The sequence below is a fragment of the Algibacter sp. 2305UL17-15 genome (genome assembly GCF_040720935.1).
Classification (GTDB): Bacteria; Bacteroidota; Bacteroidia; order Flavobacteriales; family Flavobacteriaceae; genus Jejuia.
Genome location: NZ_JBFDAE010000001.1, coordinates 341,529 through 366,267, shown reverse-complemented (window position 1 = coordinate 366,267; position 24,739 = coordinate 341,529). Strand labels below are relative to the sequence as shown.

Annotated in this window: 29 protein-coding genes; 3 read left to right on the top strand and 26 right to left on the bottom strand. The window is 33.1% G+C overall.

The window, feature by feature from the left end:
• Nucleotides 1-15: 15 nt before the first annotated feature.
• From ABXQ82_RS01530 to ABXQ82_RS01420, 23 genes are all read right to left on the bottom strand, one after another.
• Nucleotides 16-792, bottom strand: a complete 777-nt coding sequence (locus tag ABXQ82_RS01530) for a DUF4292 domain-containing protein (protein ID WP_367053838.1) — start codon at nucleotides 790-792, stop codon at nucleotides 16-18.
• A gap of 11 nt (nucleotides 793-803) precedes the next feature.
• Nucleotides 804-2,114, bottom strand: coding sequence for a tetratricopeptide repeat protein (locus tag ABXQ82_RS01525; protein ID WP_367054023.1), 1,311 nt, complete (start codon nucleotides 2,112-2,114; stop codon nucleotides 804-806).
• Between the two features lie 52 nt (nucleotides 2,115-2,166).
• Nucleotides 2,167-2,481: a hypothetical protein gene (locus ABXQ82_RS01520; RefSeq protein WP_367053836.1), complete on the bottom strand. Its 315-nt coding sequence runs from the start codon at nucleotides 2,479-2,481 to the stop codon at nucleotides 2,167-2,169.
• Between the two features lie 18 nt (nucleotides 2,482-2,499).
• Entirely contained in the window at nucleotides 2,500-3,519 is a 1,020-nt protein-coding gene (locus ABXQ82_RS01515; protein ID WP_367053833.1) for a sugar phosphate nucleotidyltransferase, read from the bottom strand.
• A 98-nt stretch (nucleotides 3,520-3,617) separates the two neighbouring features.
• Nucleotides 3,618-4,052 (bottom strand): dUTP diphosphatase, encoded by a 435-nt coding sequence (dut, locus tag ABXQ82_RS01510; RefSeq protein ID WP_367053831.1) that lies wholly within the window; start codon nucleotides 4,050-4,052, stop codon nucleotides 3,618-3,620.
• A 1-nt stretch (nucleotide 4,053) separates the two neighbouring features.
• Nucleotides 4,054-5,514, bottom strand: a complete 1,461-nt coding sequence (locus ABXQ82_RS01505) for a polysaccharide biosynthesis C-terminal domain-containing protein (protein ID WP_367053828.1) — start codon at nucleotides 5,512-5,514, stop codon at nucleotides 4,054-4,056.
• A 182-nt stretch (nucleotides 5,515-5,696) separates the two neighbouring features.
• Nucleotides 5,697-6,557: an ATP synthase F1 subunit gamma gene (atpG, locus tag ABXQ82_RS01500; RefSeq protein WP_367053825.1), complete on the bottom strand. Its 861-nt coding sequence runs from the start codon at nucleotides 6,555-6,557 to the stop codon at nucleotides 5,697-5,699.
• A 59-nt stretch (nucleotides 6,558-6,616) separates the two neighbouring features.
• A complete protein-coding gene (gene atpA, locus ABXQ82_RS01495) occupies nucleotides 6,617-8,197 on the bottom strand; it encodes a F0F1 ATP synthase subunit alpha (protein ID WP_367053822.1) in 1,581 nt (526 codons plus the stop codon).
• A 62-nt stretch (nucleotides 8,198-8,259) separates the two neighbouring features.
• Nucleotides 8,260-8,796, bottom strand: a complete 537-nt coding sequence (atpH, locus tag ABXQ82_RS01490; protein WP_367053819.1) for an ATP synthase F1 subunit delta — start codon at nucleotides 8,794-8,796, stop codon at nucleotides 8,260-8,262.
• A gap of 6 nt (nucleotides 8,797-8,802) precedes the next feature.
• Entirely contained in the window at nucleotides 8,803-9,303 is a 501-nt protein-coding gene (locus tag ABXQ82_RS01485; protein WP_367053816.1) for a F0F1 ATP synthase subunit B, read from the bottom strand.
• Between the two features lie 88 nt (nucleotides 9,304-9,391).
• Nucleotides 9,392-9,583 (bottom strand): ATP synthase F0 subunit C, encoded by a 192-nt coding sequence (atpE, locus tag ABXQ82_RS01480; RefSeq protein WP_033959615.1) that lies wholly within the window; start codon nucleotides 9,581-9,583, stop codon nucleotides 9,392-9,394.
• 27 nt (nucleotides 9,584-9,610) lie between these two features.
• Nucleotides 9,611-10,744, bottom strand: a complete 1,134-nt coding sequence (gene atpB, locus ABXQ82_RS01475) for a F0F1 ATP synthase subunit A (protein WP_367053813.1) — start codon at nucleotides 10,742-10,744, stop codon at nucleotides 9,611-9,613.
• A 102-nt stretch (nucleotides 10,745-10,846) separates the two neighbouring features.
• Nucleotides 10,847-11,245 (bottom strand): hypothetical protein, encoded by a 399-nt coding sequence (locus ABXQ82_RS01470; protein WP_367053810.1) that lies wholly within the window; start codon nucleotides 11,243-11,245, stop codon nucleotides 10,847-10,849.
• Complete coding sequence (locus ABXQ82_RS01465; protein WP_367053808.1) at nucleotides 11,246-11,494, bottom strand: AtpZ/AtpI family protein; 249 nt, start codon at nucleotides 11,492-11,494, stop codon at nucleotides 11,246-11,248.
• On the bottom strand, nucleotides 11,436-11,870 hold the full coding sequence (locus ABXQ82_RS01460; protein ID WP_367053805.1) for a polymer-forming cytoskeletal protein: 435 nt from the start codon (nucleotides 11,868-11,870) through the stop codon (nucleotides 11,436-11,438). The genes ABXQ82_RS01465 and ABXQ82_RS01460 overlap by 59 nt, the downstream gene beginning before the upstream one ends.
• Nucleotides 11,871-11,881: 11 nt before the next feature.
• On the bottom strand, nucleotides 11,882-14,443 hold the full coding sequence (locus ABXQ82_RS01455) for a hypothetical protein (RefSeq protein WP_367053802.1): 2,562 nt from the start codon (nucleotides 14,441-14,443) through the stop codon (nucleotides 11,882-11,884).
• Nucleotides 14,444-14,644: 201 nt separating this feature from the next.
• Nucleotides 14,645-15,127, bottom strand: a complete 483-nt coding sequence (locus ABXQ82_RS01450) for a hypothetical protein (RefSeq protein WP_367053799.1) — start codon at nucleotides 15,125-15,127, stop codon at nucleotides 14,645-14,647.
• Nucleotides 15,117-15,896 carry a hypothetical protein gene (locus tag ABXQ82_RS01445; protein WP_367053796.1) on the bottom strand — a complete coding sequence of 260 codons (780 nt, stop codon included), beginning with the start codon at nucleotides 15,894-15,896 and terminating at the stop codon, nucleotides 15,117-15,119. Before ABXQ82_RS01445 ends, ABXQ82_RS01450 begins: the two co-directional genes overlap by 11 nt.
• A gap of 123 nt (nucleotides 15,897-16,019) precedes the next feature.
• On the bottom strand, nucleotides 16,020-16,715 hold the full coding sequence (locus ABXQ82_RS01440) for an ABC transporter ATP-binding protein (protein ID WP_367053793.1): 696 nt from the start codon (nucleotides 16,713-16,715) through the stop codon (nucleotides 16,020-16,022).
• 12 nt (nucleotides 16,716-16,727) lie between these two features.
• Nucleotides 16,728-18,206, bottom strand: a complete 1,479-nt coding sequence (locus tag ABXQ82_RS01435) for a DUF5687 family protein (protein WP_367053790.1) — start codon at nucleotides 18,204-18,206, stop codon at nucleotides 16,728-16,730.
• Entirely contained in the window at nucleotides 18,207-18,608 is a 402-nt protein-coding gene (locus ABXQ82_RS01430; RefSeq protein WP_367053787.1) for a DUF2059 domain-containing protein, read from the bottom strand.
• 93 nt (nucleotides 18,609-18,701) lie between these two features.
• Nucleotides 18,702-19,355 carry a hypothetical protein gene (locus tag ABXQ82_RS01425; RefSeq protein WP_367053784.1) on the bottom strand — a complete coding sequence of 218 codons (654 nt, stop codon included), beginning with the start codon at nucleotides 19,353-19,355 and terminating at the stop codon, nucleotides 18,702-18,704.
• Nucleotides 19,352-19,693 carry a helix-turn-helix transcriptional regulator gene (locus ABXQ82_RS01420; protein WP_367053781.1) on the bottom strand — a complete coding sequence of 114 codons (342 nt, stop codon included), beginning with the start codon at nucleotides 19,691-19,693 and terminating at the stop codon, nucleotides 19,352-19,354. Before ABXQ82_RS01420 ends, ABXQ82_RS01425 begins: the two co-directional genes overlap by 4 nt.
• Nucleotides 19,694-19,806: 113 nt before the next feature.
• Between ABXQ82_RS01420 and ABXQ82_RS01415 the strand changes: the two genes are divergently transcribed.
• The gene (locus ABXQ82_RS01415) at nucleotides 19,807-20,865 is read left to right on the top strand and encodes a ferredoxin--NADP reductase (RefSeq protein ID WP_367053777.1); all 1,059 of its coding nucleotides are present in this window, start codon (nucleotides 19,807-19,809) and stop codon (nucleotides 20,863-20,865) included.
• Nucleotides 20,866-20,924: 59 nt separating this feature from the next.
• Here the strand turns inward: ABXQ82_RS01415 and ABXQ82_RS01410 are convergent, their stop codons facing one another.
• On the bottom strand, nucleotides 20,925-21,923 hold the full coding sequence (locus tag ABXQ82_RS01410; protein ID WP_367054020.1) for a glycosyltransferase family 9 protein: 999 nt from the start codon (nucleotides 21,921-21,923) through the stop codon (nucleotides 20,925-20,927).
• Between the two features lie 174 nt (nucleotides 21,924-22,097).
• Nucleotides 22,098-22,703 (bottom strand): DUF4254 domain-containing protein, encoded by a 606-nt coding sequence (locus tag ABXQ82_RS01405; protein ID WP_367053774.1) that lies wholly within the window; start codon nucleotides 22,701-22,703, stop codon nucleotides 22,098-22,100.
• Between the two features lie 73 nt (nucleotides 22,704-22,776).
• On the opposite strand from ABXQ82_RS01405, the gene upp reads away from it, so the two are divergent.
• Nucleotides 22,777-23,433, top strand: a complete 657-nt coding sequence (gene upp, locus ABXQ82_RS01400; RefSeq protein ID WP_367053771.1) for a uracil phosphoribosyltransferase — start codon at nucleotides 22,777-22,779, stop codon at nucleotides 23,431-23,433.
• On the opposite strand, the gene ABXQ82_RS01395 is transcribed toward upp, so the two are convergent.
• Complete coding sequence (locus ABXQ82_RS01395) at nucleotides 23,425-24,348, bottom strand: DUF6427 family protein (protein ID WP_367053768.1); 924 nt, start codon at nucleotides 24,346-24,348, stop codon at nucleotides 23,425-23,427. The two genes, upp and ABXQ82_RS01395, sit on opposite strands and share 9 nt — an antisense overlap.
• Before the next feature lie 162 nt (nucleotides 24,349-24,510).
• Between ABXQ82_RS01395 and ABXQ82_RS01390 the strand changes: the two genes are divergently transcribed.
• A complete protein-coding gene (locus ABXQ82_RS01390) occupies nucleotides 24,511-24,738 on the top strand; it encodes a uracil phosphoribosyltransferase (protein ID WP_367053765.1) in 228 nt (75 codons plus the stop codon).
• Nucleotide 24,739 lies beyond the last annotated feature (1 nt).

Here is a 24,739-nt window from a genome sequence, read left to right as displayed (position 1 = left end):
TATTTCTAGACTGCATTATAGTTCTATCTTCTTAAAACCTGATGGTATTTTAAAAGGAAATCTTAAATCTTCATTCAAAGAGACAGATTTGAATTCGAGTTCTGCAATCATCTCGTCGGTACCTTCAACCGCAATAACCTTTATATGTTCTGGCAACACTTGGGTATCTACTTCTTGATGTGTTAAATAATCGATTTGTAAGTGTCTTTGTTCTGTAATTTGCGACAGTTGTTGCGACTTCACTTTATAATGTGAAGGATTCAACAGAAAAAATATTTCAAAAAGTGTACGCTGATTTTTAGGTTGTAATAGATAACTACCTTCATGGACAGATACTTTATAGGATTCATCTTTTAAATTGAACAATGCTTCACCTAAAATAATATTTTGAACCCTTTCAAAGTTTAAATCAGTACCCAATAACTTGCTAAAGTATTCAAAATCGCCTTCAAAATAAGTATTGTCCAGCTTGTTATAAAAAGCAACAGTTTTAGGTGTTATTTTAGCTCTTATAACGCCGAATGTAGCACTCATCCAAAGCACCTCATCTTTCTGCATGCGATAACTCACCGTATGGGAATGTCTTTTTTCGCCTTCGGAATAGGTGATCTTTAATTTAGATTGTAATGTTTTAAAATCTGGGGATTTTCTGGCGTTCTCCTTAATGAGTTGTTTTGCAGAAAGTCTAAAATTTTTATCGCCTTCGGAAATCGTTTTCGAGGATTTACAACCTGTTAAAGCAAGTGTAATTGATAAGAAAAGTACAGAGAGATATGTTTTGTAGGTCAACATTTTAAGTTTTATTAATCGACTATTTTTGATTTAAGCGCATTTGCCTTATCCATAAACGATTTTGATTTGGCAGTATTGTTCAATGCGGTATAAGCCTGTGCCAATTGTTTATAAAAATCGGTTTCCATTTTAGCATCATCAACAATCCAATCCAATCCTGATTCTAATGTTTCTATAGCTTCATTAGGTCTGTTCAGTTCATTTAAAGCAACCCCATTTATTAAATAAAACAATGGTTGCGCAGGATATGTTTGAATAGCACTTTCGCTTTTTGTTTCTGCTCTATCAAATTGTTTCAAATCAATATGCAGCAATAATACATGTTTTAAAATATTGAAGTTATCTCCATCTAATTTTAATGCATCTTGAAAATAGTTTAAAGCTTTCTGTCCTTCGCCTTTATTTAAATAATACAATCCTAGATCTGAAAGCGTCTTGGCATCCGTTTTTCCATCAAGTAAGGTTGTGGCTTCTATTAAATCCTGTTCGTATTGCGGATTCTTTTTAACAAAATTCACAAAATCCGAAAGTACTTTAACTTTTGCATCGGGTTTAATTTCATGACTCTTAACCACAATTTTCATGGATTTTATGGCCTCTTCAGTATTATCATCATCCAAATAAAATTTATAAAGGGCTAAATGTGCTATTTGAGAATTCGGATTAATTTTTAATAATTCCTTTGCAGTTTCAAATGCTTTTTCTTTGTCGTTTTGTTCACTATACCTAAAAATTAACGCCAAATAATTAGATTCCTTATCTGGATTGTTATCGATTCGAGATTCTAAGTTTTCAATTTGTTCTTCGGCTCTCCCAGTAACTTTATAAATTCTGTTTCGCATGATATCTCGCGACGCTGAAACCCCAAAAGAAGCATCCAATTCATCCAAAATCTCAAGCGCATCATCAAATTTTTCCATCTTCAAATACAACGATGCCAAATCTTCCTTATAATCTGGATGGTATTTTACCAGTTGCTGCACCGTTTTGAGGGCTTTTTTTAAATCGTTTTGCGACACATAATACCCGTAAAGTTCATCTAAATACCACTCATTATCGGGCGATTTATTTACAGCCTCCTTAAAAGCGTCTTCCGCAGCACCAAAATTTTTGAGTTTCATATAATTTTTCCCCAACTCAAAATATAATATTGCTGGCGATTTATCGATGTCCACACATTGCAATAACGCATCTATAGAGCGTTGGTAATTCTCAATGCCTTTTTGTTTAAGCGCTTCAAAAAAGAACTCTTGGAATTTATCTTCTACAATTCCTAAATCGTCATCGGGTGTTTTATTGAAATCTACTTGGGCATAATTTATCTGCGGAATAAGTAATAATCCGAAGAGAAAAATGAATATGTAAAGTTTCTTTTTAATCCTTTAAATTTTTAGCAAGTAAATCTTCAACAACATCAAGTTTATGGATAATTTCAATTTTATCACAAGAAGTTCTCATCAAATCTCTATATTTATTGGCTTCTTTGGGTAAATTTCCTCCAGAAGCTTCAAAAATATTTTTATTTGGCCATTGTGCGTAAGCAATATATTCTAGGTGGTTTTTTTTGTGCAACCGTGACCCCAAACTACCTTCGTACTTATAAATTAAATTTGTTAAACCCTTCCAGCCTTTGATAAATGTATCAACGTGCTTAGGTATTACTTTAAATGAATAGAGTACGATATACATAAATTTACAAATAATTTTTTACTCCAAAACCGAATAATCTCCTATGCTAATACTGGTAAACTCGCCATTATATTTAACGTTATTACCAATCATAGCATTGTTCAATTTCGCATTTTTTATTTCAGAATTCGTTTGAATTAAACTGTTTTCAATGATTGAGTTTTCAATAAAAGTACCATTTCCAACGGAAACAAAAGGCCCTATAGTTGTATTTTTCAGTACTACATTTTCGCCAACAAAACAAGGTTCTATAATATTAGAATTCTCCAATTTAGCTGAAGATGCCACTAATTGTTCCTCGCCATCAGATTCTAAAAACCCTAACATGCGCTGATTCGTTTCAATAGTAATGGCTTTGTTTCCGCAGTCCATCCATTCATCGACCGTTCCTGTTTTAAAAATTTTACCATCTGCCATCATGCGCTTAATACCATCGTTAATTTGGTATTCGCCACCATTCATAACGTTTTTATCCAGTATTTCTTGTAGTTTTCCTTTTAAAACCGCAACATCTTTAAAATAATAAATCCCAATTACAGCTTGATCACTAACAAAAGTTTCTGGTTTTTCAACTAGCTCAACAATTTCATCATTATCATTTAACTTAACGACACCATAAGCTTCAGGATTGTCCACTTGTTTTGTCCAAATGACACTATCAGCATCAGGGTCTAAATCAAATTCCGCTCTTATCAAGGTATCCGCATAAGCAATAACCGCAGGGCCTGAAAGTGATGGTTCAGCACACATAATAGCATGACCTGTTCCAAGCGGTTTATCTTGACGGTAAATAGACGCTTTTGCGCCTAAATCTGTTGCTAATTTTTCTAAACTAGAAACCACCTCATCTCCAAACCACGCTGGATCGCCTAAAACAAAGGCTATTTCCTCAATGGGCTGTTTTAAAACTTTGGCAATATCTTTTACCAATCGGTGTACAATTGGTTGTCCCGCTACCGGAATTAATGGTTTTGGTACTGTTAAACTGTGTGGGCGTAAACGAGAACCTCGTCCTGCCATTGGTACTATTATTTTCATTTATTTTCTATTTGTCATTCCCTTGGAGAAGGGAATCTTTTTAATACTAAAATATTTATTTCAATTAGGTTTCGACTGCGCTCAACCTGACATATTTCTTACTTCACACCTGTACTTCCAAACCCGCCTTCGCCTCTGTCTGTTTCAGAAAGTGTTTTTACTTCTTCCCATTCCGCTCGCTCATGCTTTGCAATAACTAATTGAGCTATACGCTCGCCATTATTTATAGTAAAATCTTCATTTGAAAGATTAACCAAAATCACTCCTATTTCGCCTCTATAATCAGCATCAATAGTTCCTGGAGCATTTAGTACTGTAATGCCTTTTTTAGCTGCTAAACCACTTCTGGGACGTACTTGGGCTTCTATTCCAATAGGCAATTCTATAAATAGTCCTGTCCCTACAATACTGCGTTCTAATGGTTTTAAAATTCTTGATTCCGATATGTTGGCACGTAAATCCATTCCTGCTGAAGCTATGGTTTCATAGTGCGGTAAATCGTGATTGGATTTGTTTATGATTTTTATTTGCATGTTATTTTTTTAACAACTGTTTTATTTCATTTCTTTCTGAAAAATAAACGATTCCCAAAAATACGATTAACATCGATATTCCTATAATATAATTACCTCTAAATTGATAAAATGATAAAATTGAAAGTGTTATTGAGAGCATCAAATACATGCCTATTTTTTTTAGATTATAAGGTATTGGATAATATTTTCTTCCAAAATAATACGATAATAGCATCATGGATGCATAAGCCGTTAAGGTTGCTATAGCAGACCCTTTATAGCTTATAACCGGAACTAGCCAAAAGTTTAAGCCTAACGTCAATAAAGCTCCAAATACTGAAATATACGCTCCAAATTTTGTTCTATCTGTTATTTTATACCAAACCGAAAGATTATGGTAAATACCTAAACAAAAATTGGCCAATAAAATAAATGGAACAATCCACATGGCTTTCCAATAAGCTTCATCTCCAATAAAAATCACTTTTAAAACATCGGCAAAAACAATAACTGTTAGTAAAATACCAGAACCAAAAATGACAAAATATTCTAAAATTTTGGCATAATTCTTTTGAGGGTTTTCGGTTTTAGCATGACTAAAAAAGAAAGGTTCAATTCCTAATCGATATGCCGTTGCAAATAACGTCATGAACATTGCCAATTTATAACAGGCAGAGTACATACCAATTTCAGTTTTGGCAATGTCTTCTGGCAATAATTTATCCAATAAAATGCGGTCGAAAGTTTCATTTATTGAAAATGCCAAACCAGCAATAAGAACTGGAAACGCATATTGCATCATCTGTTTCCAAAGTTTTTTATTGAATACAAATTTCACTTTAAAATAAAAAGGAAGCATCAGCAATAATGTTACCGCACTAGCTGCCAAATTAGCTATGAATATGTAGTTAATCTCGAAATTTGGTCTGTAAATGGTTTTAAATATTGATGATTCAGATGCTAAATCTTTTAACCACAGCAGCAAAAACAGGTTTAGACCCAAATTAATAACAACATTCAGTATTTTAATAACTGAATACTTTATTGGTCTTGCTTTAGCACGTAACCAGGCAAAGGGGATGATAACTAGTGCATCTAAAAGTAAAATCCAGATAACTACGTTGATGTATTCTACCTTTATATCGATAAAGTTTGCAATCTGATTCTGAAAAATCAATGCTAAAACAAAAAAGCTAAAAGAGGTTATAATTAATGAAATACAAGAAGTGCCAACAACTTTGGATTTGTCATCTTCCTTATTGAAAAACCTAAAAAAAGCGGTTTCCATTCCGTAGGCTAAAATGACATTAAATAATACGAAATAAGAAAATATCAGGGAAACATCGCCGTAATCTGAAACTGATTTTAAAACACTTTCATCGGTATGCAATCTAACCAATAAAAAGTTCAACATTCTAGGAAGCACTGTAGCTAAACCATAGATAAAAGTTTGTTTAAATAGTGACTTGAATGCGCTCAATGATTGGTTTTTTATGCCGCTAAAAATACGTTTTTAGCACAAGTTAACCAAAGATAAGTTTTAGGTATATATTTGATATATTTTGCAAAATCAAAAGACCCTTCAGGTTTTAAAAACCTGAAGGGTCTGATATATCTTTTTAACTAATCCCGAAGTTTCAGGACTGCCATCGCAGGTATTTACTAGTTATTCAAAGCCTCAGCTCCGCCAACAATCTCAAGGATTTCATTGGTAATAGCTGCTTGACGTGCTTTGTTATAAGTTAACTTCAATTGATCTCTTAACTCTGTTGCGTTATCTGTTGCTTTGTGCATTGCAGTCATACGTGCACCATGTTCAGATGCAAAAGAATCTCTAATACCTTTATACAATTGTGTTTTTAATGACTTAGGAATTAATTCTTCAACGATTTCTAATTTTGATGGCTCAAAAATATAATCGGTATTACCATTGGCTTCTCCTTCATCAGGAACAATTGGTAAAAATTGCTCGGTCATAACTATTTGAGTTGCTGCATTTTTGAATTTGTTGTAAACAATTTCAATTTTATCAAACTCACCGGCAACAAACTTATCCATTAAAAGTTGAGCGATTTCAGCAACATTGTTAAATGTTAAGTCATCGTAGATCTCACTTTTATTAGCTATAACGTTGTTGGTCTTTTTAAAAGCATCATTTGCTTTTTTACCAATAGCCAAGTAATAAACCTCTTGATTAGCATACGTTTCTTTAGTTAGTCTGCTAACTTCTTTAATGATGTTTGAATTAAACGCACCAGCCAAACCTCTGTTAGAAGTAATAGGCACAATAAGTACTTTCTTTAATTCCCGTTGTTCAGAATATGCACTTCCAGAATCTGCATCTAAAGTGGCGCTCAAGCTTTGCAAAAGCTCAGTTAACTTATCTGCGTAAGGGCGCATTGCTGTGATAGCATCTTGTGCCTTCTTTAACTTTGCAGCAGATACCATTTTCATGGCACTGGTAATCTGCATCGTTGAAGATACCGAAGATATTCTGTTACGTATTTCTTTAAGATTAGCCATTCTTTATTTTTATAAAGACTCTTCGACTGCGTCTCAGAGTGACATTAATTTTAAGCTTTTTAAGCTCTATATTTCCCTGATAAATCTTTTGCTACAGCTGTTAATGTATCTGTAACTTCATCAGTTAATTTTCCTGCTTTTAATGTACTAAGTACACCTGCATGTTTAGCTTTTAAGAATTCAATAAAATCTCTTTCAAATTCTTTTACTTTTTCAACAGGAACATCTCTTAATAAGTTCTTTGAACCAGCATAAATAATAGCTACTTGATCTTCGACTGTAAACGGGTCATTTTGAGCTTGTTTTAAAATCTCAACGTTACGCTTACCTTTTTCAATTACGTTTAAAGTAACGGCATCTAAATCTGAACCAAACTTCGCGAAAGCTTCTAACTCACGGAATTGTGCTTGATCTAATTTTAAAGTACCTGCGACTTTCTTCATAGATTTAATCTGAGCATTACCCCCAACACGAGATACCGAAATACCTACGTTAATTGCTGGACGAACACCAGAGTTAAATAAATCACCATCTAAAAAGATTTGTCCATCTGTAATCGAAATTACGTTTGTTGGAATATATGCAGAAACGTCTCCCGCTTGTGTTTCAATAATTGGTAAAGCTGTTAAAGAGCCTCCACCTTTTACTAATGGTTTTAATGAATCAGGCAAATCGTTCATGTCTTTAGCAATATTATCATCGTTGATAACTTTTGCAGAACGCTCTAATAATCTAGAGTGTAAGTAGAAAACATCCCCTGGATATGCCTCACGTCCTGGTGGACGACGCAATAATAAAGATACCTCACGGTAAGCAACGGCTTGTTTAGATAAATCGTCGTAGATAATTAATGCTGGACGGCCAGTATCTCTAAAATATTCTCCAATAGAAGCTCCTGTAAACGGTGCATAAACTTGCATTGCAGCAGGATCTGATGCATTTGCGGCTACGATTGTAGTATAAGCTAATGCGCCTTTTTCTTCTAATGTTTTAGCAATTAAAGCTACTGTTGAAGCCTTTTGACCTACAGCAACATATATACAATATACAGGCTCGCCTGCATCGTAAAATTCTTTTTGATTTAAGATGGTATCAATACAAACGGCGGTTTTACCAGTTTGACGGTCACCAATAACCAACTCACGTTGACCTCGACCTACAGGAATCATTGCGTCGATAGATTTGATACCTGTTTGTAATGGCTCAGTTACTGGCTCACGGAAAATAACTCCAGGCGCTTTACGCTCTAGAGGCATTTCGTAAGTTTTACCAGTTATTGGTCCTTTACCATCAATTGGGTTACCTAATGTATCCACAACACGTCCAACAATACCTTCACCTACTTTAACAGAAGCGATACGATTAGTACGTTTAACTGTAGAACCTTCTTTGATACCAACAGATCCACCTAATAATACGATACCTACGTTATCTTCTTCAAGGTTAAGTACAATTCCTTCTAATCCGCCATCGAATTCAACTAACTCACCATATTGAGCGTTAGCTAATCCGTAAGCACGAACAATACCGTCACCTACAGTTAATACAGTTCCAACTTCATCCAATGAAGCACTAGCCTCAAAACCTGAAAGTTGTTTTTTTAAGATTGCTGATATTTCAGCTGGTTTTACTTCTGCCATCTCTTTTAAGTATTTAGACTTTTAGACTCTAGACGTTAGAAACGCGGTAGAGAAACGTCTTTTTAATTTAATGTAAATTCTTGTTTTAATTTGTTTAGTTGATTTGCAACACTTGCGTTATACTGCACATCTCCTATACGTAAAATGAAACCACCTAAAATGCTTTCATCTATAATGTTTTCTACCTCAACTTTTTTTCCTGTAAGTTCTTTTGCTTTTGCTAAAACCTTCTTCTTTAAATCTGCTGATAATTCTACTGCTGTAGTAACTGTTGCCAATTCAATTCCTTTGGATTCATCAAATAACTGATTGTATTTTAAAGCCACATCGTTTAAAATATCGATTCTGTTATTAGCTACTAAAGTATCAATTAAACCTAAAGTTGTTTTATTAGATTTTTTAAAAACCTCTAATAATGTCGCTTTTTTTACTGTAGAAGGAATTACAGGACTTTGAAGTGCTTCGCTTAAATCTTTACTTTCAGCTAAAGTATTAACGATTAACTTCATATCCTTATTTACAACATCTGCTGCTTTCTGATCTGATGCTAAACTCAATAATGCTTTTGCGTAACGTATTGCTGCTCTTGCTCCCGCCATTATAACTTAGTTTAATGATTTTTCACCTAACATCGTTTCAACCAATTTTAATTGTTTGTCTTTGTTAGATAATTCAGTACGCACTACTTTTTCGGCAATCTCTAATGATAAATCAGCGACTTGCGATTTTAACTCGGCAATAGCTGCTTTCTTTTCACTTTCAATCGCAGCTTGTGCTTGTGTAATCATTTTATTTGCTTCTGTTTGAGCTTCACCTTTAGCATCTTCAATCATTTTGTTTTTGATATCTCTTGCTTCCTTCAACATTACCTCACGCTCTGCTCTTGCTTCCTTTAATAATTTTTGATTATCAGCTTGAAGATTTTCCATTTCTAACTTTGCTTTTTCAGCAGAGTCCAATGCATTTTTAATACCTTCTTCTCTTTCGTTAACAGCATTTAAAATTGGTTTCCAAGCAAATTTCCTTAGTAAGAATAACAATGCCAAAAACAATACTGTTTGCCAAAAAAACAATCCAATCGAAAATTCTTCTAATAATTTTTCCATAATGTGTTTACTCTATTATGTTTTTTAATTTTTAAATCAAAGTAACCTTGCAACCAACCGTTACAAGGTTACTTCTAAAGTGTTTAGTTTATACTGCAAATAATGCAGCAAACCCAATACCTTCAATTAATGCAGCTGCAATAAGCATAGCAGTTTGAATCTTTCCGTATGATTCTGGTTGACGAGCGATAGCTTCCATAGCTGAACCACCAATTTTACCAATACCAATACCTACTCCAATTACTACTAAACCTGCACCTACCATTACTGGAATTTCCATAATATATATATTTAAAAATTAATACTCTTATAAATGTTGCACCTCACCATCATGCTCTTCTGCATGGTCATGAGTTTCGGCTGCAAAACCGAAATAAAGTGCTGACAACATTGTAAAGATATACGCCTGTAACAATGCTACCAATAATTCAATTAAAGAAATTGCGAAGGCTAAACCAAATGATAATGGGCTCCCTAACCAACTCTTGAACAAAAACATCAACCCAATTAAACTCATTAATACAATATGTCCTGCTTTAATATTTGCATACAAACGAATTAATAATGAAAATGGCTTAATGAAAATCCCTAATACCTCAATTGGTATTAATATTATGTATAATGGAATTTTAGCTATCCAAGGCATAGAGTCGCCTAATGGATCGAAAATATGTTTCCAGTAATCTTTTGTTCCTGTAAAATTTGTGATCAAAAACGTAATTAATGCTAAGGCAACCGTTACAGATATACTGTTGGTGACGTTTACACCCAACGGCGTTAATCCTAACATATTGATAAACCATACAAAGAAAAATACGGTTAATAAGTATGGCATGTATCTTTTGTATTTCTTTTCACCAATATTGGGAATTGCAATATCATCTCTAATATACAATACAATTGGTTCGAAAAATCTTCCAGCACCTTTGGCAATTCCGTTATTATTTGCGTAAGATTTAGCCAACCCTCTAAATAAGAAGAACATTAACACACCGACTAAGAAAATAACAAATACATTTTTGGTAATTGAAAAATCTAATGGTTTTACATTGGTTGCATGATGATGTTCATCTTCAATAATTTTTCCGTCCGGTCCGTCAACCTTATAAATTTTAGCATGGTGTTGTTTGTAATAATTGCCATCAACCTCAGCAACCGTTTCTCCATGATGGAATTTTGATGATGAAAACACCTTTAATCCATTATCCCATAAGATAACTGGTAATGGAAAACCAACATAAACGTGTTCACCGTTTTCTTTGGTATAAGATGTTAAACTAAAATCGTAGGAATCTTGTAAGTGATGTTGAATATATTCCTTTATCTCCGTTTTTTTGTCCTTTTTAGAGTCACCGTGTTGGTCACTATCTTTTCCATAGGACAAGAAGGTTATTAAAAGTAAGAGTAATGTAATGGGCTTAAAAGCTATTTTTCTTCGCATATCACTTATTAATAGTGGCTTAAAAATCGGTGCAAAGTTAGGTTTTTATATCAAAAACAAAAATTATTTCGCTTTTTATTTCATGATATGTTTTTTAGCTGATTACGGAGTGGTTTTACCCATGCTATTTAACCATTTGCTAAGGCTTACTGTTTCTAATATCAAGCCAGATACATAAGGCACAAAAAAAGCTGCAAACTCTAGCTTAGAAATAGCTCCATCTAATTTATAAAATGGATAAAAAACAATAAAAAATACGGCAAATTTTAAAGCACTTCCAAATAGAAACAAAAACCCTAATTGACTTTCATATTTGTTTTTCAAAAGGTAAAGCGCACCAAAAATAGTTATGACCAATATCAAATTAACAACATAGGAAAGCACAATTCTATTTTCAAAAAGAGGTGAATCTAAATTATTGAGGACAAAAATATGAACGCCAAAAACAACTGTTAATATTACAATTGCCTTTAGTGAAAAATTTAAAAAAGGATTACTCATTTAATATTTAATTCGATTGAGTTGTTTTACAACTGTGTATAATGAAAGTCCGACACCCAGTAGTGTCATAATTATAATGAAGCCTTTATCTCCATCATTATATTTACCATCCAGCCATTTTCCAAGGATAACGAATAGGTATATAATTACACCCATCTGAATTCCAAGACCAGATAAGATAGCTACGTTTTTAAGCTGTTTTCCCGGTTTCTGGTTTTTTTTGTTGGGTTTGTTGTTGCTGTCCGCCATTGTTCATTTCTTTTACGGTGCCTTTCATAACACAGGTTACATTAAAAGTAGCTCCTGGCTCCACGGCAAGTTTACCTACAATAACTTCTCCTTCTATAAATGCTGAAGATTTTAAGGTTAGCGTTCCAGATAAAGAGAGTTTTCCAGAAAATTTACCTTCAAAATAAGCGTCTGTCCCTTGTAAAGTCCCTTTTATATAGCCTTCTTTTCCAACAACCAATTTTCCTGTTGTTTTTATATTGCCTTCTATAACACCATCTATTCTAAAATCGCCTTCACTATTAAAGTCTCCAACAATTTTGGTGCCTTGGGCTATAATGTTTTGGTTTGATGTATTTTCAATCATTGGTTTATCTTTTTTAGTATCAGAAAACATAACGTCTTGATTTAGTTATTATTAAGGTTTAAGTAGGTGTCTAAATTTTTATGGATTTGAAGTATTTGATAATTTGAAGACGACACTACAAAATAAGGTTCTTTTATTTTTTTAACATCTTTATCCAATAAGATTTGATGAAACGTTTTTGCTATTTGTGCATTACTCAATCCATGTACTACTACAAAGGTAGTATTTGTATCGTAAACATCCTCAGAACTGTTTAATCTATAATAGATTACATGCTTTAAAACATCATCTAGAGTGGTTTTAAAAGCCTCTATTTTAGCGGGCTTATTACTCGCAAATTTAAACACAACCTTAAAATTATCTGAAATACTATCGCCAACAAATTCTTTGCTTTCCAGTTTTGGGAGCATTTCCGTTACCATGCGCTGAGACTGTTGCCCTTCGGGAGTATTAGCGTAAGTAACTGCAATATAGTTTATGGCTTTTTTATAATCTTCAAAACCATATAAACGGCCAGTTGCTGTAGCTTTTAACAATTCAAATTTTGGCACGATCGGTTCTCCGTCGAAAGCTTTAATATATGCTTCACTTTTATCAATTACCTTTTGATAGTCCTGGTTTACATGAACTTCATATAGTTTTTCATAAAGTGCAGTTGGGCTGCTTTCATCTTTTAGAGATACCGAGTCTGGGTTACTCAAAATAGCTGCATATCTGCTTTCTGGATATTTCGAAATAATTTCATCCTTAGCAATTGAAGCTTCATCATTTTCACCCAAAATCTCATAAATTTTGTAAAGATTATATTTTGAAGGCAATATCAATCGTTCTTCTGGATTGCTTTCCAATAAATTTTGAAACTTCGTTTTTGCTAAATTGTATTCTTTAAACTTCTCCTTATAAATCAACCCCAATTGGTAGTATGCGTAATTGCGCTCTTTAGAAATACTATCAATTTCCTTTTCTTCCGAAGGAATTTTTGAAATATAAAACTGAGGGTCAAATAGTTCGTCTTCCGAAGCATTCGCAGTAATATCGGCAGTTGCACCAGTATTTGCTCCTTCTGACATGGCTTTATTAGACCATCTCCAGTTATCTTCCAAAGGTCTGTCTCCCCATGTTTTCAAAAATTCATTCTTTCCGTAAGCAACAGTAGTGGGGTTGTAAAAATAAAAAACCGCTGCCTGTCCGGGAGCGCCAGGTTTACCCTGATTTGCCGCTCTAGTTCCGATTTTATTATTTACGGTGGCGAAACCTGTATTACGTTTTGCAGCTTCGGCCCTTTCTTTTTCTTCTTTGGCTTTTTCTTTCAGTTTATTGACAAACGCTTCAAAATAAGATAGCTTTTCGGCATCTGATAGATTTACAAATCTTAAAATACTGTCATCTACTTTTGCAACACCTTCATAATAAATTACATCTTCTAAATTATCCCGCTTTCGCTTGATGGTTCTGTAAGGTTTGGAATTTAATTTTAAATTACTAAGCGTACTATCGTAATATGCTCCTGCATCGGCATATAAGCGTTTGTCAAATGTTAAATCGCCTAAAATCTCATAGTTTCTAGCCTTTAATTGCTCGTCTCTTGAATTGGTGCGCAATGATTTGTTAAAGTAGCGCATACCTATTTCAATAGATTCGTTTTTTAAATGATGTGCGCCAATTTGATGGTAAATTTTATCTAAAAACGGTCTGTTTTCCCTATTGGTTTCTAGTTCTTCCAATAATTCGGCCAAAACTAGTTTATCGCCATTTTCGTAATCGAAGTTCTTTACCTTTTCCAGATGTGCACTAATCATATAGATTCTAGGTGTTTTTCTGTTTAAGTCTATCACTTTATCAAAAGCAATATTTGCGCTGTCCTTATAACCTAGTTTGTTGTATAACTGCCCTTGAATAAAACGATAACGCCCACGTTCATCATTATTTTTTGTGGCATTCGATGCTATTTCCAATTGTGTAATTGCAGTATCAATTATTTTTGTATTGAGATATGCCTGCGCCAATGTAGATGAAGCATCGGCTAAATCTTGCCCCTCTAAATCTTCTTGTTTTAAAAGGCGTTTTAAGTTTTTAATCGCCAATTCGTCATTATCCAAACGCATGTTGGTTTTCTCTCTCCAAACTTTAGCCTGATTGATTTTATCACTTGCAGCATATTTATACAAAATATAATTAAATGCTTCTAAAGCTGGCACAAAACGCTGATCGAAATAGCGTGCTTTTCCCAGCAGTAAATAAGCTTCATCCATTTGCGGATTATACTCTTTACCCTCAATGTTCATACTGTGCTTCTGAATGGCTTTTGCTGCTTTTTCTTCGGCGCGACTAAAGTTTTCGTTTTTAGACTGCCCAGGCAGAATAACGTCTTCGTCTATTTGCATGCGCTCAATAGGTAGAATGTCCCAATAATCGTCTTGATAACTGGCATTAAGACTACTCTTTCCCTGTTCTAAAGCGATATCGCCATTGTACAGCGCATTATACTCCGCAGTAACAGCATGAAAATTTCTGCTTACAAACTTGTTTTTTTTACGAGAACAGCTTGTTATAACAATAACAGCCAATATGATTAATGATATAGGTTTAAAATATGCTTTCAATACCTGAATGTTTGGTTATCTAACAATTTAACTACAAAGTGCTACATATATTATGTAAGCAGGTAAAAATAAGCATCTTTTTCGATTAACCTAGAATTTGAATTGACTTTTGGGGATTTTGATGTTTTGTTTACTGTGGAAATTTAAAAATATTTGGGGTTGAACCCTTCTAATTTCAACCAAGTTGAAATATATGTATTTTTATAAATCTAAAATCCCGAATGTTTCTGTATATGGAATATCAATACTAATTATATCGAATTTTGGGTTAGTTCCTTTCTTTAATAAATCCAAAGTATTTTTTGAACGAACATCGGAAGTTACGAAATGACTAATAGTTTTATCTAAATCACATTGAGCAAAAAGTTTTGAATCATTAGGAATTATCGCCCGCGGTGATAGTTTTTCCACGTTGATTTTGTTTTCCGTAAAAATAATTTTTGCAAATTTACCTGTCTTTTCAGCATCTTTTAAGTTAAATGGAACAATTTGGATATTTTTTAGAGGTAAATCTTCGAGTTCTCCAAGAACACAATATTCAGCAATGCTAATTGTAGAAATTTTTAGCGCTATTTCATTTTCCAAGAAATATTTAAAATAACCAACAGCATTCGAGTGAAGTGGGTCTTCGTCATTAAGTAGTCGAATAAAAAAGCTTGTATCCAATAAAACACTATGCTTCATATCCGCCTCTTAAATTTAATAACCACTCGTCAGGATTAATGTTATTCCAGCTTTTCTTGGCTTTTTTTATTAGTGAATTTAGATAGTCACTATCGAATTTTGGCTGATAATCAATTAGTTCTAATAAAGAAAGAGACTTTGTATCAATTTCACCAGTTTCAATATTTTGTTTTCCACTCGCTCTAACACCAAATTTTTTATACAATAAATTCTCTTCTCTCTCCTTTAAAAATTCTTCTCCAGTTTCAATTGATAAATACCCATAATCTTCTGTATCTAAATGGATATTAGCTTTGTTTTTTCCTCCAGCATCTTTTAAGACACCATAAAAGTAGAATTCTGCCTCGGCCCAAATATTTTCTGTTCTAAAATATTTAGTTGAAGGATTTATTGTTAATTCATAGTCGTCTTTGAGAGAAGTTTTTATTTGAAATTCATAATTTTTTTGACGTGATAAATTTTGAATATTCTCAATTGCTCTACCTGTTTTTAATTCTAAAAAATCTATAGATTCATTGGCTTTAATTTGCCCTAATACAGCACTAAAACCGATTACTGTCTGAATAGTTGTTTTAAACAAATGTCTGACCGAACCTTCTTGAATATCATAAGTAATGATTGGTCTATCTTTCTTATTATTAGGGTATAGTAAGTCCTCCACATTTTGCAAAATTGTTGCAATATGCTTAATATCATAGTTGTCAGGACTTAAACTTTGATTGCCTGATTTCCCTACTACTCGGATTTCTATGTCTCCAATTTTTTCCACTATTCAAAGATACAATTATTTTAATATGGTTTATTGGATTGTTTTTCCACTATATTTAGAATGTTTCACGGAGTATGAAATCATTTTAATATTTCATCAATCGTTAACAAAGTTCAAATTTAATTAATTCGCAAAATGCACCTCCAATTCCTTCAAAGTCGCTTCATTGGTAATTAAATCTTTAACCACTTCTCCTTTTTCTAACACCACAATACGTTCACAAACATCGGTAACGTGTTGTAAATCATGACTTGAAATTAAAACCGTAACACCTTGTTTTTCAGCTAAATCCTTTACTATACTTTTTAACCTAATTTGCGTGGTTGGGTCTAAGTTTGCGAAAGGCTCATCTAGAATTACTACTTCTGGATTTCCAATAAGTGCTGCTACTATTCCTGCTTTCTTTTGGTTACCTTTACTTAAATCGCGTAAGTACTTTTTCTTCCCAAGAATTTCGCCATGAAAAAAGTCTTCAAATTGAGAGACGAGTTTGTCAACATCGGCTTTATTTTGCCCTCTTAATTCGCCTATAAAATAGAAGTATTCTTCGGGTGTTAAATAGCCAATTAAAAAGCTTTCGTCTATAAAAGCAGATGTGAACGGTTTCCAATCTTCACTTTTGTTCACTTGAATATTGTTTGAAATAATATGGCCTGTTGTAGGTTGAATTAAATCCAATAATAAACTGAAATATGTCGTTTTACCTGCACCATTATTTCCCACCAAGCCAAAACTTTGTCCTTTTGGAATGTCCAAATTTTCAATATATAAAACTTGATTTTCGCTGTATTTTTTTGATAAATTAGATGTTGTTATCATGATGTTATTCTATTAATTCTCTTGATCGAAAGCTGCAATCATTTTATATTTAGAGGCTAAGTATTTGCCTGTAATAAATCGCATTATTTTTTGATGAAACACAATGCCTAAAACGCCCATTACTATTAAGACTAAACACGCAATTTCAAAACTTAATAGCCAATTTAGAATACCAAAAATTAGCATTGGTAATAGTAATAAAGGGATACCGATAAGCCATTGTACAGCACCTGTGCCTTGATAATTAAATGCCGCTTTTTCATCTAAATTTATTTTTTTACGATTGTAAGAGCCTCCCAGTAAAATAACATGCGTATTGACACCAATATTATAGATGGCACCTGCAAAATGTGCGAATAAAACTTTCCACCCGAAATACACATATGGAATTCCCAAAACAAACAAAACAGCAACACTTAGCGCCATTAATGTAAATTTCGATTTTAAATATTGTTCGTATTTGATATTTTGAGTCATTAGTAATTTATAATAACTGCTATCCCAAGCTGGCACGAATTGACCAAAGTTCATTAAAAAGATACCTGTTGAAAAAATACCGATGAAAATAAAAAAGAATTCTATGTCTCGAAACTGTGGCTGCGGATAAATAAACAGACCATACAACAAACCAATTACCAGCATCCATACCGATGATTTTGTCCGTTTATTACGCCACATCAATTTTAAATCCAATTGCATGAATGGTGCTATATCTCCAAAGTTTTTGGTCCATTCTAAATTTGAAGCGTTTACCTCTTTAACTGCTGTTTTTAATCCGCTATCTAAAAAGAGTTTTTTTAATAACAGTTTAAAATTGACGACATAAAGCACACCTAAAATTAAAATTGGAACAACAATAATATATGGACTGTTATAAATAGCATTATACCCACTTGCAACAATACTGGTAAAGGATATGATATTAAAATAATCTAGCGCATAAAAACCTCCGGTAAATAAAATAACAGGCAAAAAAGAGAGTTCTGTTTCTGCTGAAAAACTTTCAATTATAAAATTAAGATAGTTGATGATTAAAGTTGTAATACCTAGGGCAAGCATCCAGATTAAGACAGAACTTGACGGATAGGCGTTTAGTAAAAGTGTAATTCCAAATGGCACTATAGCAAATAATGGCAAAAAATTAAAAAACGACAATGCCGATTTCCCTAAAACAAAATTGACAACCTTAGATCTTTTAATAGGTAAAGTCAATAAAGGCTTTACACTCATTACTGGTAATTTCTGAAAGAAAAACCGAAACACTAAATCGCCCAAAATCCAGTAAAACAAATAGTTGTTTACACTATTTAAAGGGTCTTGTTCTGGAAACAATTTTTTAAGTCCTGGATATAACGCTACGCCTACCGCCAAAAATGATACTATTAAGTATAGTGCAAAAAAAACCATTAATAGTTTTACCCCTAAACTCTTACCGAAACTGGCAGATCTATAAAACGATTTCCATTCTAAACTTAAAAAATGCTTAATCATTTAATTATATTTCTGTGCAATACCCTGCACTTCCATACCCCAACTTTGTCCCATCATCATGCCTTTTTGAGCCAATGATAGTTGTTTTCCTGCTAACTTCTTCCCTAAATCTGTTTTATAGAATTTTACCAATTCTTGAATTTCGTCTCGAGTAAATTCGGCCATGTAAAGTTCAGACATTTTAGCATACAATCCCGTTAATGTTGCTTTAGCTTCTTTAGTGTAAGCTTCTTTGTTTTCTTCTGAAACCATAGCACCAATCTGATTTATGGCTTCATCAAAAGCTTTGGTAGCTCCTGTTAATTGAATGAATTCAATGGTTTCGGTTTTAAATTCTGAAGTGTCTTGGGCTTGAATTGAAATGGCAGATAATAATACAAATGCTAGTACTAGGTTTTTCATGTTTTGTTTTTAAAAATTAATGTGAATTTTGATTATTAGTATAAATGTAATGATAAATGTTACAGGTTTTTCTTCTAAATATTAAGAACGAAATTAATTGATAGTTTCATACTTAAGTTGATAGCTTTTTTTGAATTCTAAAACTGAAAAGGTCAATATAATTAAACTGAACACTAATGCAGATACAGATAATTTCATGAACAAGTAGTTATTGGCATCACTCAAAATAGAGAAGTCTCTCTTGTAAAGCGAAAAATTAACAATCTGACCAAGAATCATAATGTAAAACCCAATTCTTTCAAGAGCAGAATAACGATTTTTTCTTCGCCAAACAATAACAAAATAAATTACTGAAAATGAAATAATAATCCATAGTGGTGCATTACTTAGAAAATAATCCATTTGTGATTTGTCTAAAATACGTTCCAAAAAAGACCAACTTAGAATTATAATTACAGATATAAAGACGCCATGCAATGACAATGCTTTTCTTAGAAAATGCCTAAAAATCTTTTTATCTACAATTCGGTAATATTTAGCGTTGGTTTTTAAAAGATTAGACTTATTTAAAATCATATAATTTTTAAAAATATTATAAAAACCACTCTTATTGCCATCATTAATTTTTGCTTCAATTTCAGAAGCGACATGATCTATCATTTCTAAACGAACATCAACAAATTGCACTCCTGAATTTTTTAGGTAATTATCGATAAACTCAATATTTTCAGCTTTTAAACTATTCATTCTTCAAACCTAAATTTAGGATTTACCAAAGCGCGCATAGTTCGTATATAATCTTCTAGTTCTGCCAATTTGTTGACCGTTTCTTTTGTACCTAATTCCGTAAGCTTATAATATTTCCGCAGTCTATTATTCACTCTTACAAACTCAACATCCAATAATCCCTCAGCCTCAAGTTTGTGTAAAGAGGGGTAAAGTGCGCCTTCTGTTATTTGAAGCTCTCCTTTAGTAATTTCTTTTACTCTTTGCGTAATTTCATAACCATACATTTTATCATGCTCGTTTAAGAGCTTTAAAATGATGGTGGTTAAACTACCCTTATACAAATTTGCACTTTTCATCGGTATTCAAATATACATAAATTTCTTATGCATAAAAGTATTAGGTATTATTTTTTTATCAAAAATTACCGATAAAATGCTATGGCTTCATTATTTTTGAAAAAAAACAAAACATGTCCGGATTCCATAAACTTTCTATAAAAAATATCACTAGAGAAACTGATAAAGCTATCAGCATTAGTTTCAATCTTCCCGAAAACTTAAAAGAGACTTTCAGTTTTAAAGCCGGACAGTACATTACATTAAGAACTACAATAGAAGGCAATGAAGTTCGCAGAGACTATTCGCTGTGTTCATCTCCTAAAAGTGGGGAATTAAAGGTTGCTGTTAAAGAGGTTAAAGACGGTACATTTTCAGCATTTGCAAACAATACTTTAAAAGTTGGCGATAGTATAGAAATTGCACCACCAAAAGGCCGTTTTATCTTTGAACCGAATGATAAAAAAACCAAAAACATTGCTATGTTTACTGCTGGTAGCGGTATTACCCCTGTTTTAAGCATCATTAAATGTGCTTTGGAAGAAGAAGTGCATAGCAAGGTAATTTTGGTGTATGGCAATAAGTCCACCAAAGACACCATGTTTTTAAATGAGCTTTTAGAGTTGCAACACCGCTATAAAGATCGTTTTTCCGTACAGTTTGTATTTAGTCAAACAGATGAAGACAATGCTATATTTGGTAGAATTGAGAAAAGCACGGTTAATTATGTGATGAAAAACCAGCATAAACATGTTGAGGTGGACGCCTTTTATTTATGCGGCCCTGAACCCATGATACATACCGTTAAAGATGTTTTAACTGGACATGGCATCGCTGAAGAACGGATTCACTTTGAATTATTTAAAGCGGCAAAACCTGCGGAAATTCGAAAAGAAACTTCCGAAATCTCTGGAAAAACAAAAATTACCGTAATTGTGGATGATGAAGAAACTTCTTTTGAAATGTCTGCCAAACAAACCATTTTAGAAGCTGCACTCGACGAAGATCTTGATGCGCCTTATTCTTGTCAAGGTGGCATTTGTAGTAGTTGTTTGGCTAGAGTTAAGGAAGGTAGCGCCACTATGCGCCAAAATAATATTTTAACCGAAAGTGAAGTTGCTGAAGGTTTAATTTTGACCTGTCAAGCGCATCCAACAACACCTGAGATTGTAGTGGACTATGATGATGTTTAATATCCTCAGGACAAAAGGAAAAAGTGATAAATGATGTCTTTATTTTTTAGTGGAGGCTTCTAATAACTCTCTATATTGGCTCCAACAACAGACTTAACCTTTTTAACAACGGTTTCTGGAGCTATACTTCTTGAAACCTCTTTGTAATGTTCCGGGAATTTATTGCCGTAAACCGAAGTTGGAATCAAAGGATATTTTCCCCTATCTGAAAGCAATGCATAATCTTCAGGCTGATTAAAAGGCGCAAACCCAGCAAAAGGATGTGTTACACCCCAAATGGTAATAACCTCTATACCTAACATGGCAGCAATATGCGCATTAGCAGAATCCATAGAAAGCATGACATCTAAATTCGAAATTAAATTAAGTTCTTCATCTAGTGTTAATTTCCCGGCAACACTATAAACGTTTTCATAGTTGCTTTCAATAGTATCTAAAAGAGTTACTTCTTGCATTCCGCCACCAAATAAAATTATTTTGTATTTTTTTGATACTTTTTCAATGACCTTTTCCATCAAATCCAAAGGGTACATTTTTCCTTCGTGTGCCGCAAAAGGAGCTACGCCTACCCATCTTTGGGAATCTCTATTGACAATCCTAAAAATTTTATCGCTTAATCCTTGTGATTTTGGAAAATCGGGATTGCTTAAATCAATTTTATAGCCTAAAGTTTCAAAAACATCTGCATACCGTTGATGCGTGGTTTTAAGTTGTTTGAAAATTTTACCAGAGGTCAACGCCTTTTTTTCTCCACGCCCTTTGTCTATGGAAACAAACCTGCTACACCTTATAAATTGTTTTAAAATTTTACTTCTTAAAACGCTATGTAAATCGGCAATGGCGTAAAACCGGTTTCCTTTGTTAAGCTGTCTTGCTAATTTATAAAGTCCGAAAACGCCCTTATGTTCGCCTTTAACATCGGCAGAAACTACTTCCACATTTTTTAAATCTCTAAAAAAAGGTTTGAAAAATGCGCGTGTTAAAACTGTGATTTTTAATTCCGGGTATTGCTCTGTAACTGCTCGAAGTACGGGAACAGTCATGGCAACATCTCCCATTGATGAGAGACGAATGACTAGGATGTGTTTTATAGATTTAGTGTGCAACCTTTAATATTTTGAGACCCTTCAGGTTTTTGAAACCTGAAGGGTCTTATTCTCCGTCATATAACCGTTGGTTAATAAAAGATTAAACTCTTTTTTCTGTTAGAGATTCCTGCCTACGCAGGAATTTTACTTCTGGGAACGCAATACAGGATTCAGTTCATCATCATTATACATCTTCATCTGCTTATATACTTTCATATACTTATCGCCAGTTTCAATATCTTTTAATAATGTATCAATAGCAGTAGATAAATCTACACGTTGTTCCAATAAAATATCCAATTTTTTCTGACAAGCTGCTCTATGGGTATCAGAAGCATCTTTTCGAGTTGCTTCTTCGTTCATATGATATACTTTTAATGCCAAAATAGATAATCTGTCTATGCCCCAAGCAGGACTTTCAGTATTGATTGTTGCTCCAGGTTTTATTGAAACATCCTTGTATTTTTCAAGAAAATAGCTATCAATATACTCCACCATATCTGTTCTGTCTTGGTTAGAGGCATCAATTTTTCGCTTTAAAGTTAAGGCTGCAACTGGATCTATTTGAGGGTCCCGGATAATGTCTTCATAATGCCATTGTACAGTATCAATCCAACATTTTCTGTATAATAAATGCTCTAATAAATCGCTTTTTGGATACGCATTTTCAAATGGTTGATCTACAGTATTAATAACGTGGTACTTTTCTATAACGTCTTGGAATATCTTATTCGCCTTGGTAGTAAACATATTGCATTTAATTTAGAACACAAATATACTTTATTTTTTGGTTAACTTTACTATTGAAAAACACCCTTCGTAGATGCAAATTCACAACCTTTCCAAAGAAAATTCAATATTAAATACATTCATTTCAGAAATTAGAGATAGTACCATTCAGAAAGACAGCATGCGTTTTAGGCGAAATATTGAGCGTATTGGGGAAATTTTAGGTTATGAAATGAGTAAATCGCTCAACTATCATTCTAAAACCATAGCAACACCTCTTGGTAAAAGCACCACCAATCTTTTTAACAACGACATTGTTTTATGCTCCATTCTTAGAGCTGGAGTACCTTTACATCATGGATTGTTAAATTATTTTGACAAAGCTGAAAACGCATTTATTTCTGCTTATAGACATCACAAGAAAAATCCAGAAAGTTTCGAGATAATTGTTAACTATTTAGCCTGCCCCAACTTAGAGGGAAAAACACTTGTTCTGGCAGACCCCATGCTGGCCTCAGGACAATCTATGGTTGCTACTTTTGAAGCTTTAAAACCCTTCGGAACACCCAAAGAAGTCCATTTAATAAGTGTTATTGGCGCAAAAAATGGTATTGATACTGTATCTAAATCTTTTCCAGAAAACACTCATTTATGGATAGCCGCTATTGATGAAACGCTTAATAATAAAGGGTATATCATCCCAGGTTTGGGAGATGCTGGAGATTTGGCATTTGGAGTAAAACTACAGTAATAATAAAATAAATGGCACTATAATTAAAGTGGCGAGAAACACTTCCTTGAACCATCTTTCCTTTATTATTTCAATATAATTTGTGATGATTATTGCCAATGGCGCGAACATAAATAAAAATTCACTTCCTGTTTTTTGAGGCACAATCACTATAACCAAAAAAGAAATAATAACAACCAGCATTATAATATACAATGCTGGACGAAGCGCTTTTTTCTTTTCATTAATACTTTTTATATAAAAGAATAACGACCAAACCCCAAAGGACAACAGCAATGTAAGTCCTACTAAAAAAGAAACTGTATTATAACTGCTGAAATCAAAACTTAGTTGAAAACCATTCCAAACATATGCCATCAAATCAAAATCAATGATCACACAAACGCTGTATGCAATTAGTAAAACCGAGAGAGAACCAGCAAAAGGGATGATCCAATTTCTAATTTTATTATCTGTATATAATCTTACAGCTATTGGCATTAAAATGAAAAAAAGAATGGTCCAGACGTAAAACAGAGATGCCACGGTAATCCAAAATGCAGCGTCAAACAATTTCTTTTTTACATTTTTTTGAGATCGTAAGCTTATGATTCTTCTTAAGCTGAATAACAAAAAAATATTCGATAAAATTACAGATAAATTTAATGTTGCATAAGGAATAAGCAGTAAAAACAAGCCATAAAGTAGTATTTCAAAGTTGTTGGTTCTGGTTAAATTGTTCTTACTGGATATGAAATTCAGAACCAACATTGAGAAGTAACTCACTACAAAAAGACCGCCCACGTTTAGAGCATTGCCAATATTAATGGCGTTGTTTTCAATTTTGAAATAAGCTACAGCACATGCTAAACCAATGATAAAAAAGACAATTATAAAATTTATCGGTTTAGATTTACTAAAAATGCTTGTTATCATTAACTCTTTTTGTATTTTTGCTTCGTAAATATACTAATCATGAAACGAATATGAATTTTCATCATTCAAAATTCATAAAAATGAATGATTAAAATTTATATGAGTTACTGAATGTATTCAAATTTTTTGAACATTCTAAAAAAATCAAAAAATTTTAAACAGATGAAAGACTTCTTTTACGCAATACAGGATTTATTTGTTGATGTGCTTTTTGCACCACTAGACGCCTTAAGAGCTTTAGAGCTAGAAAACTGGTGGCTAGCAAATTTAATTTCTTGGATTTTTGTCATTATCGGAATTGTTGCTATGGTGTATTGGATGAAGCAACTAAAAATATTTAATGACAATAACGAAGACGACAAAAGTATTTCGTCCCACTCGTTTTTGTAAA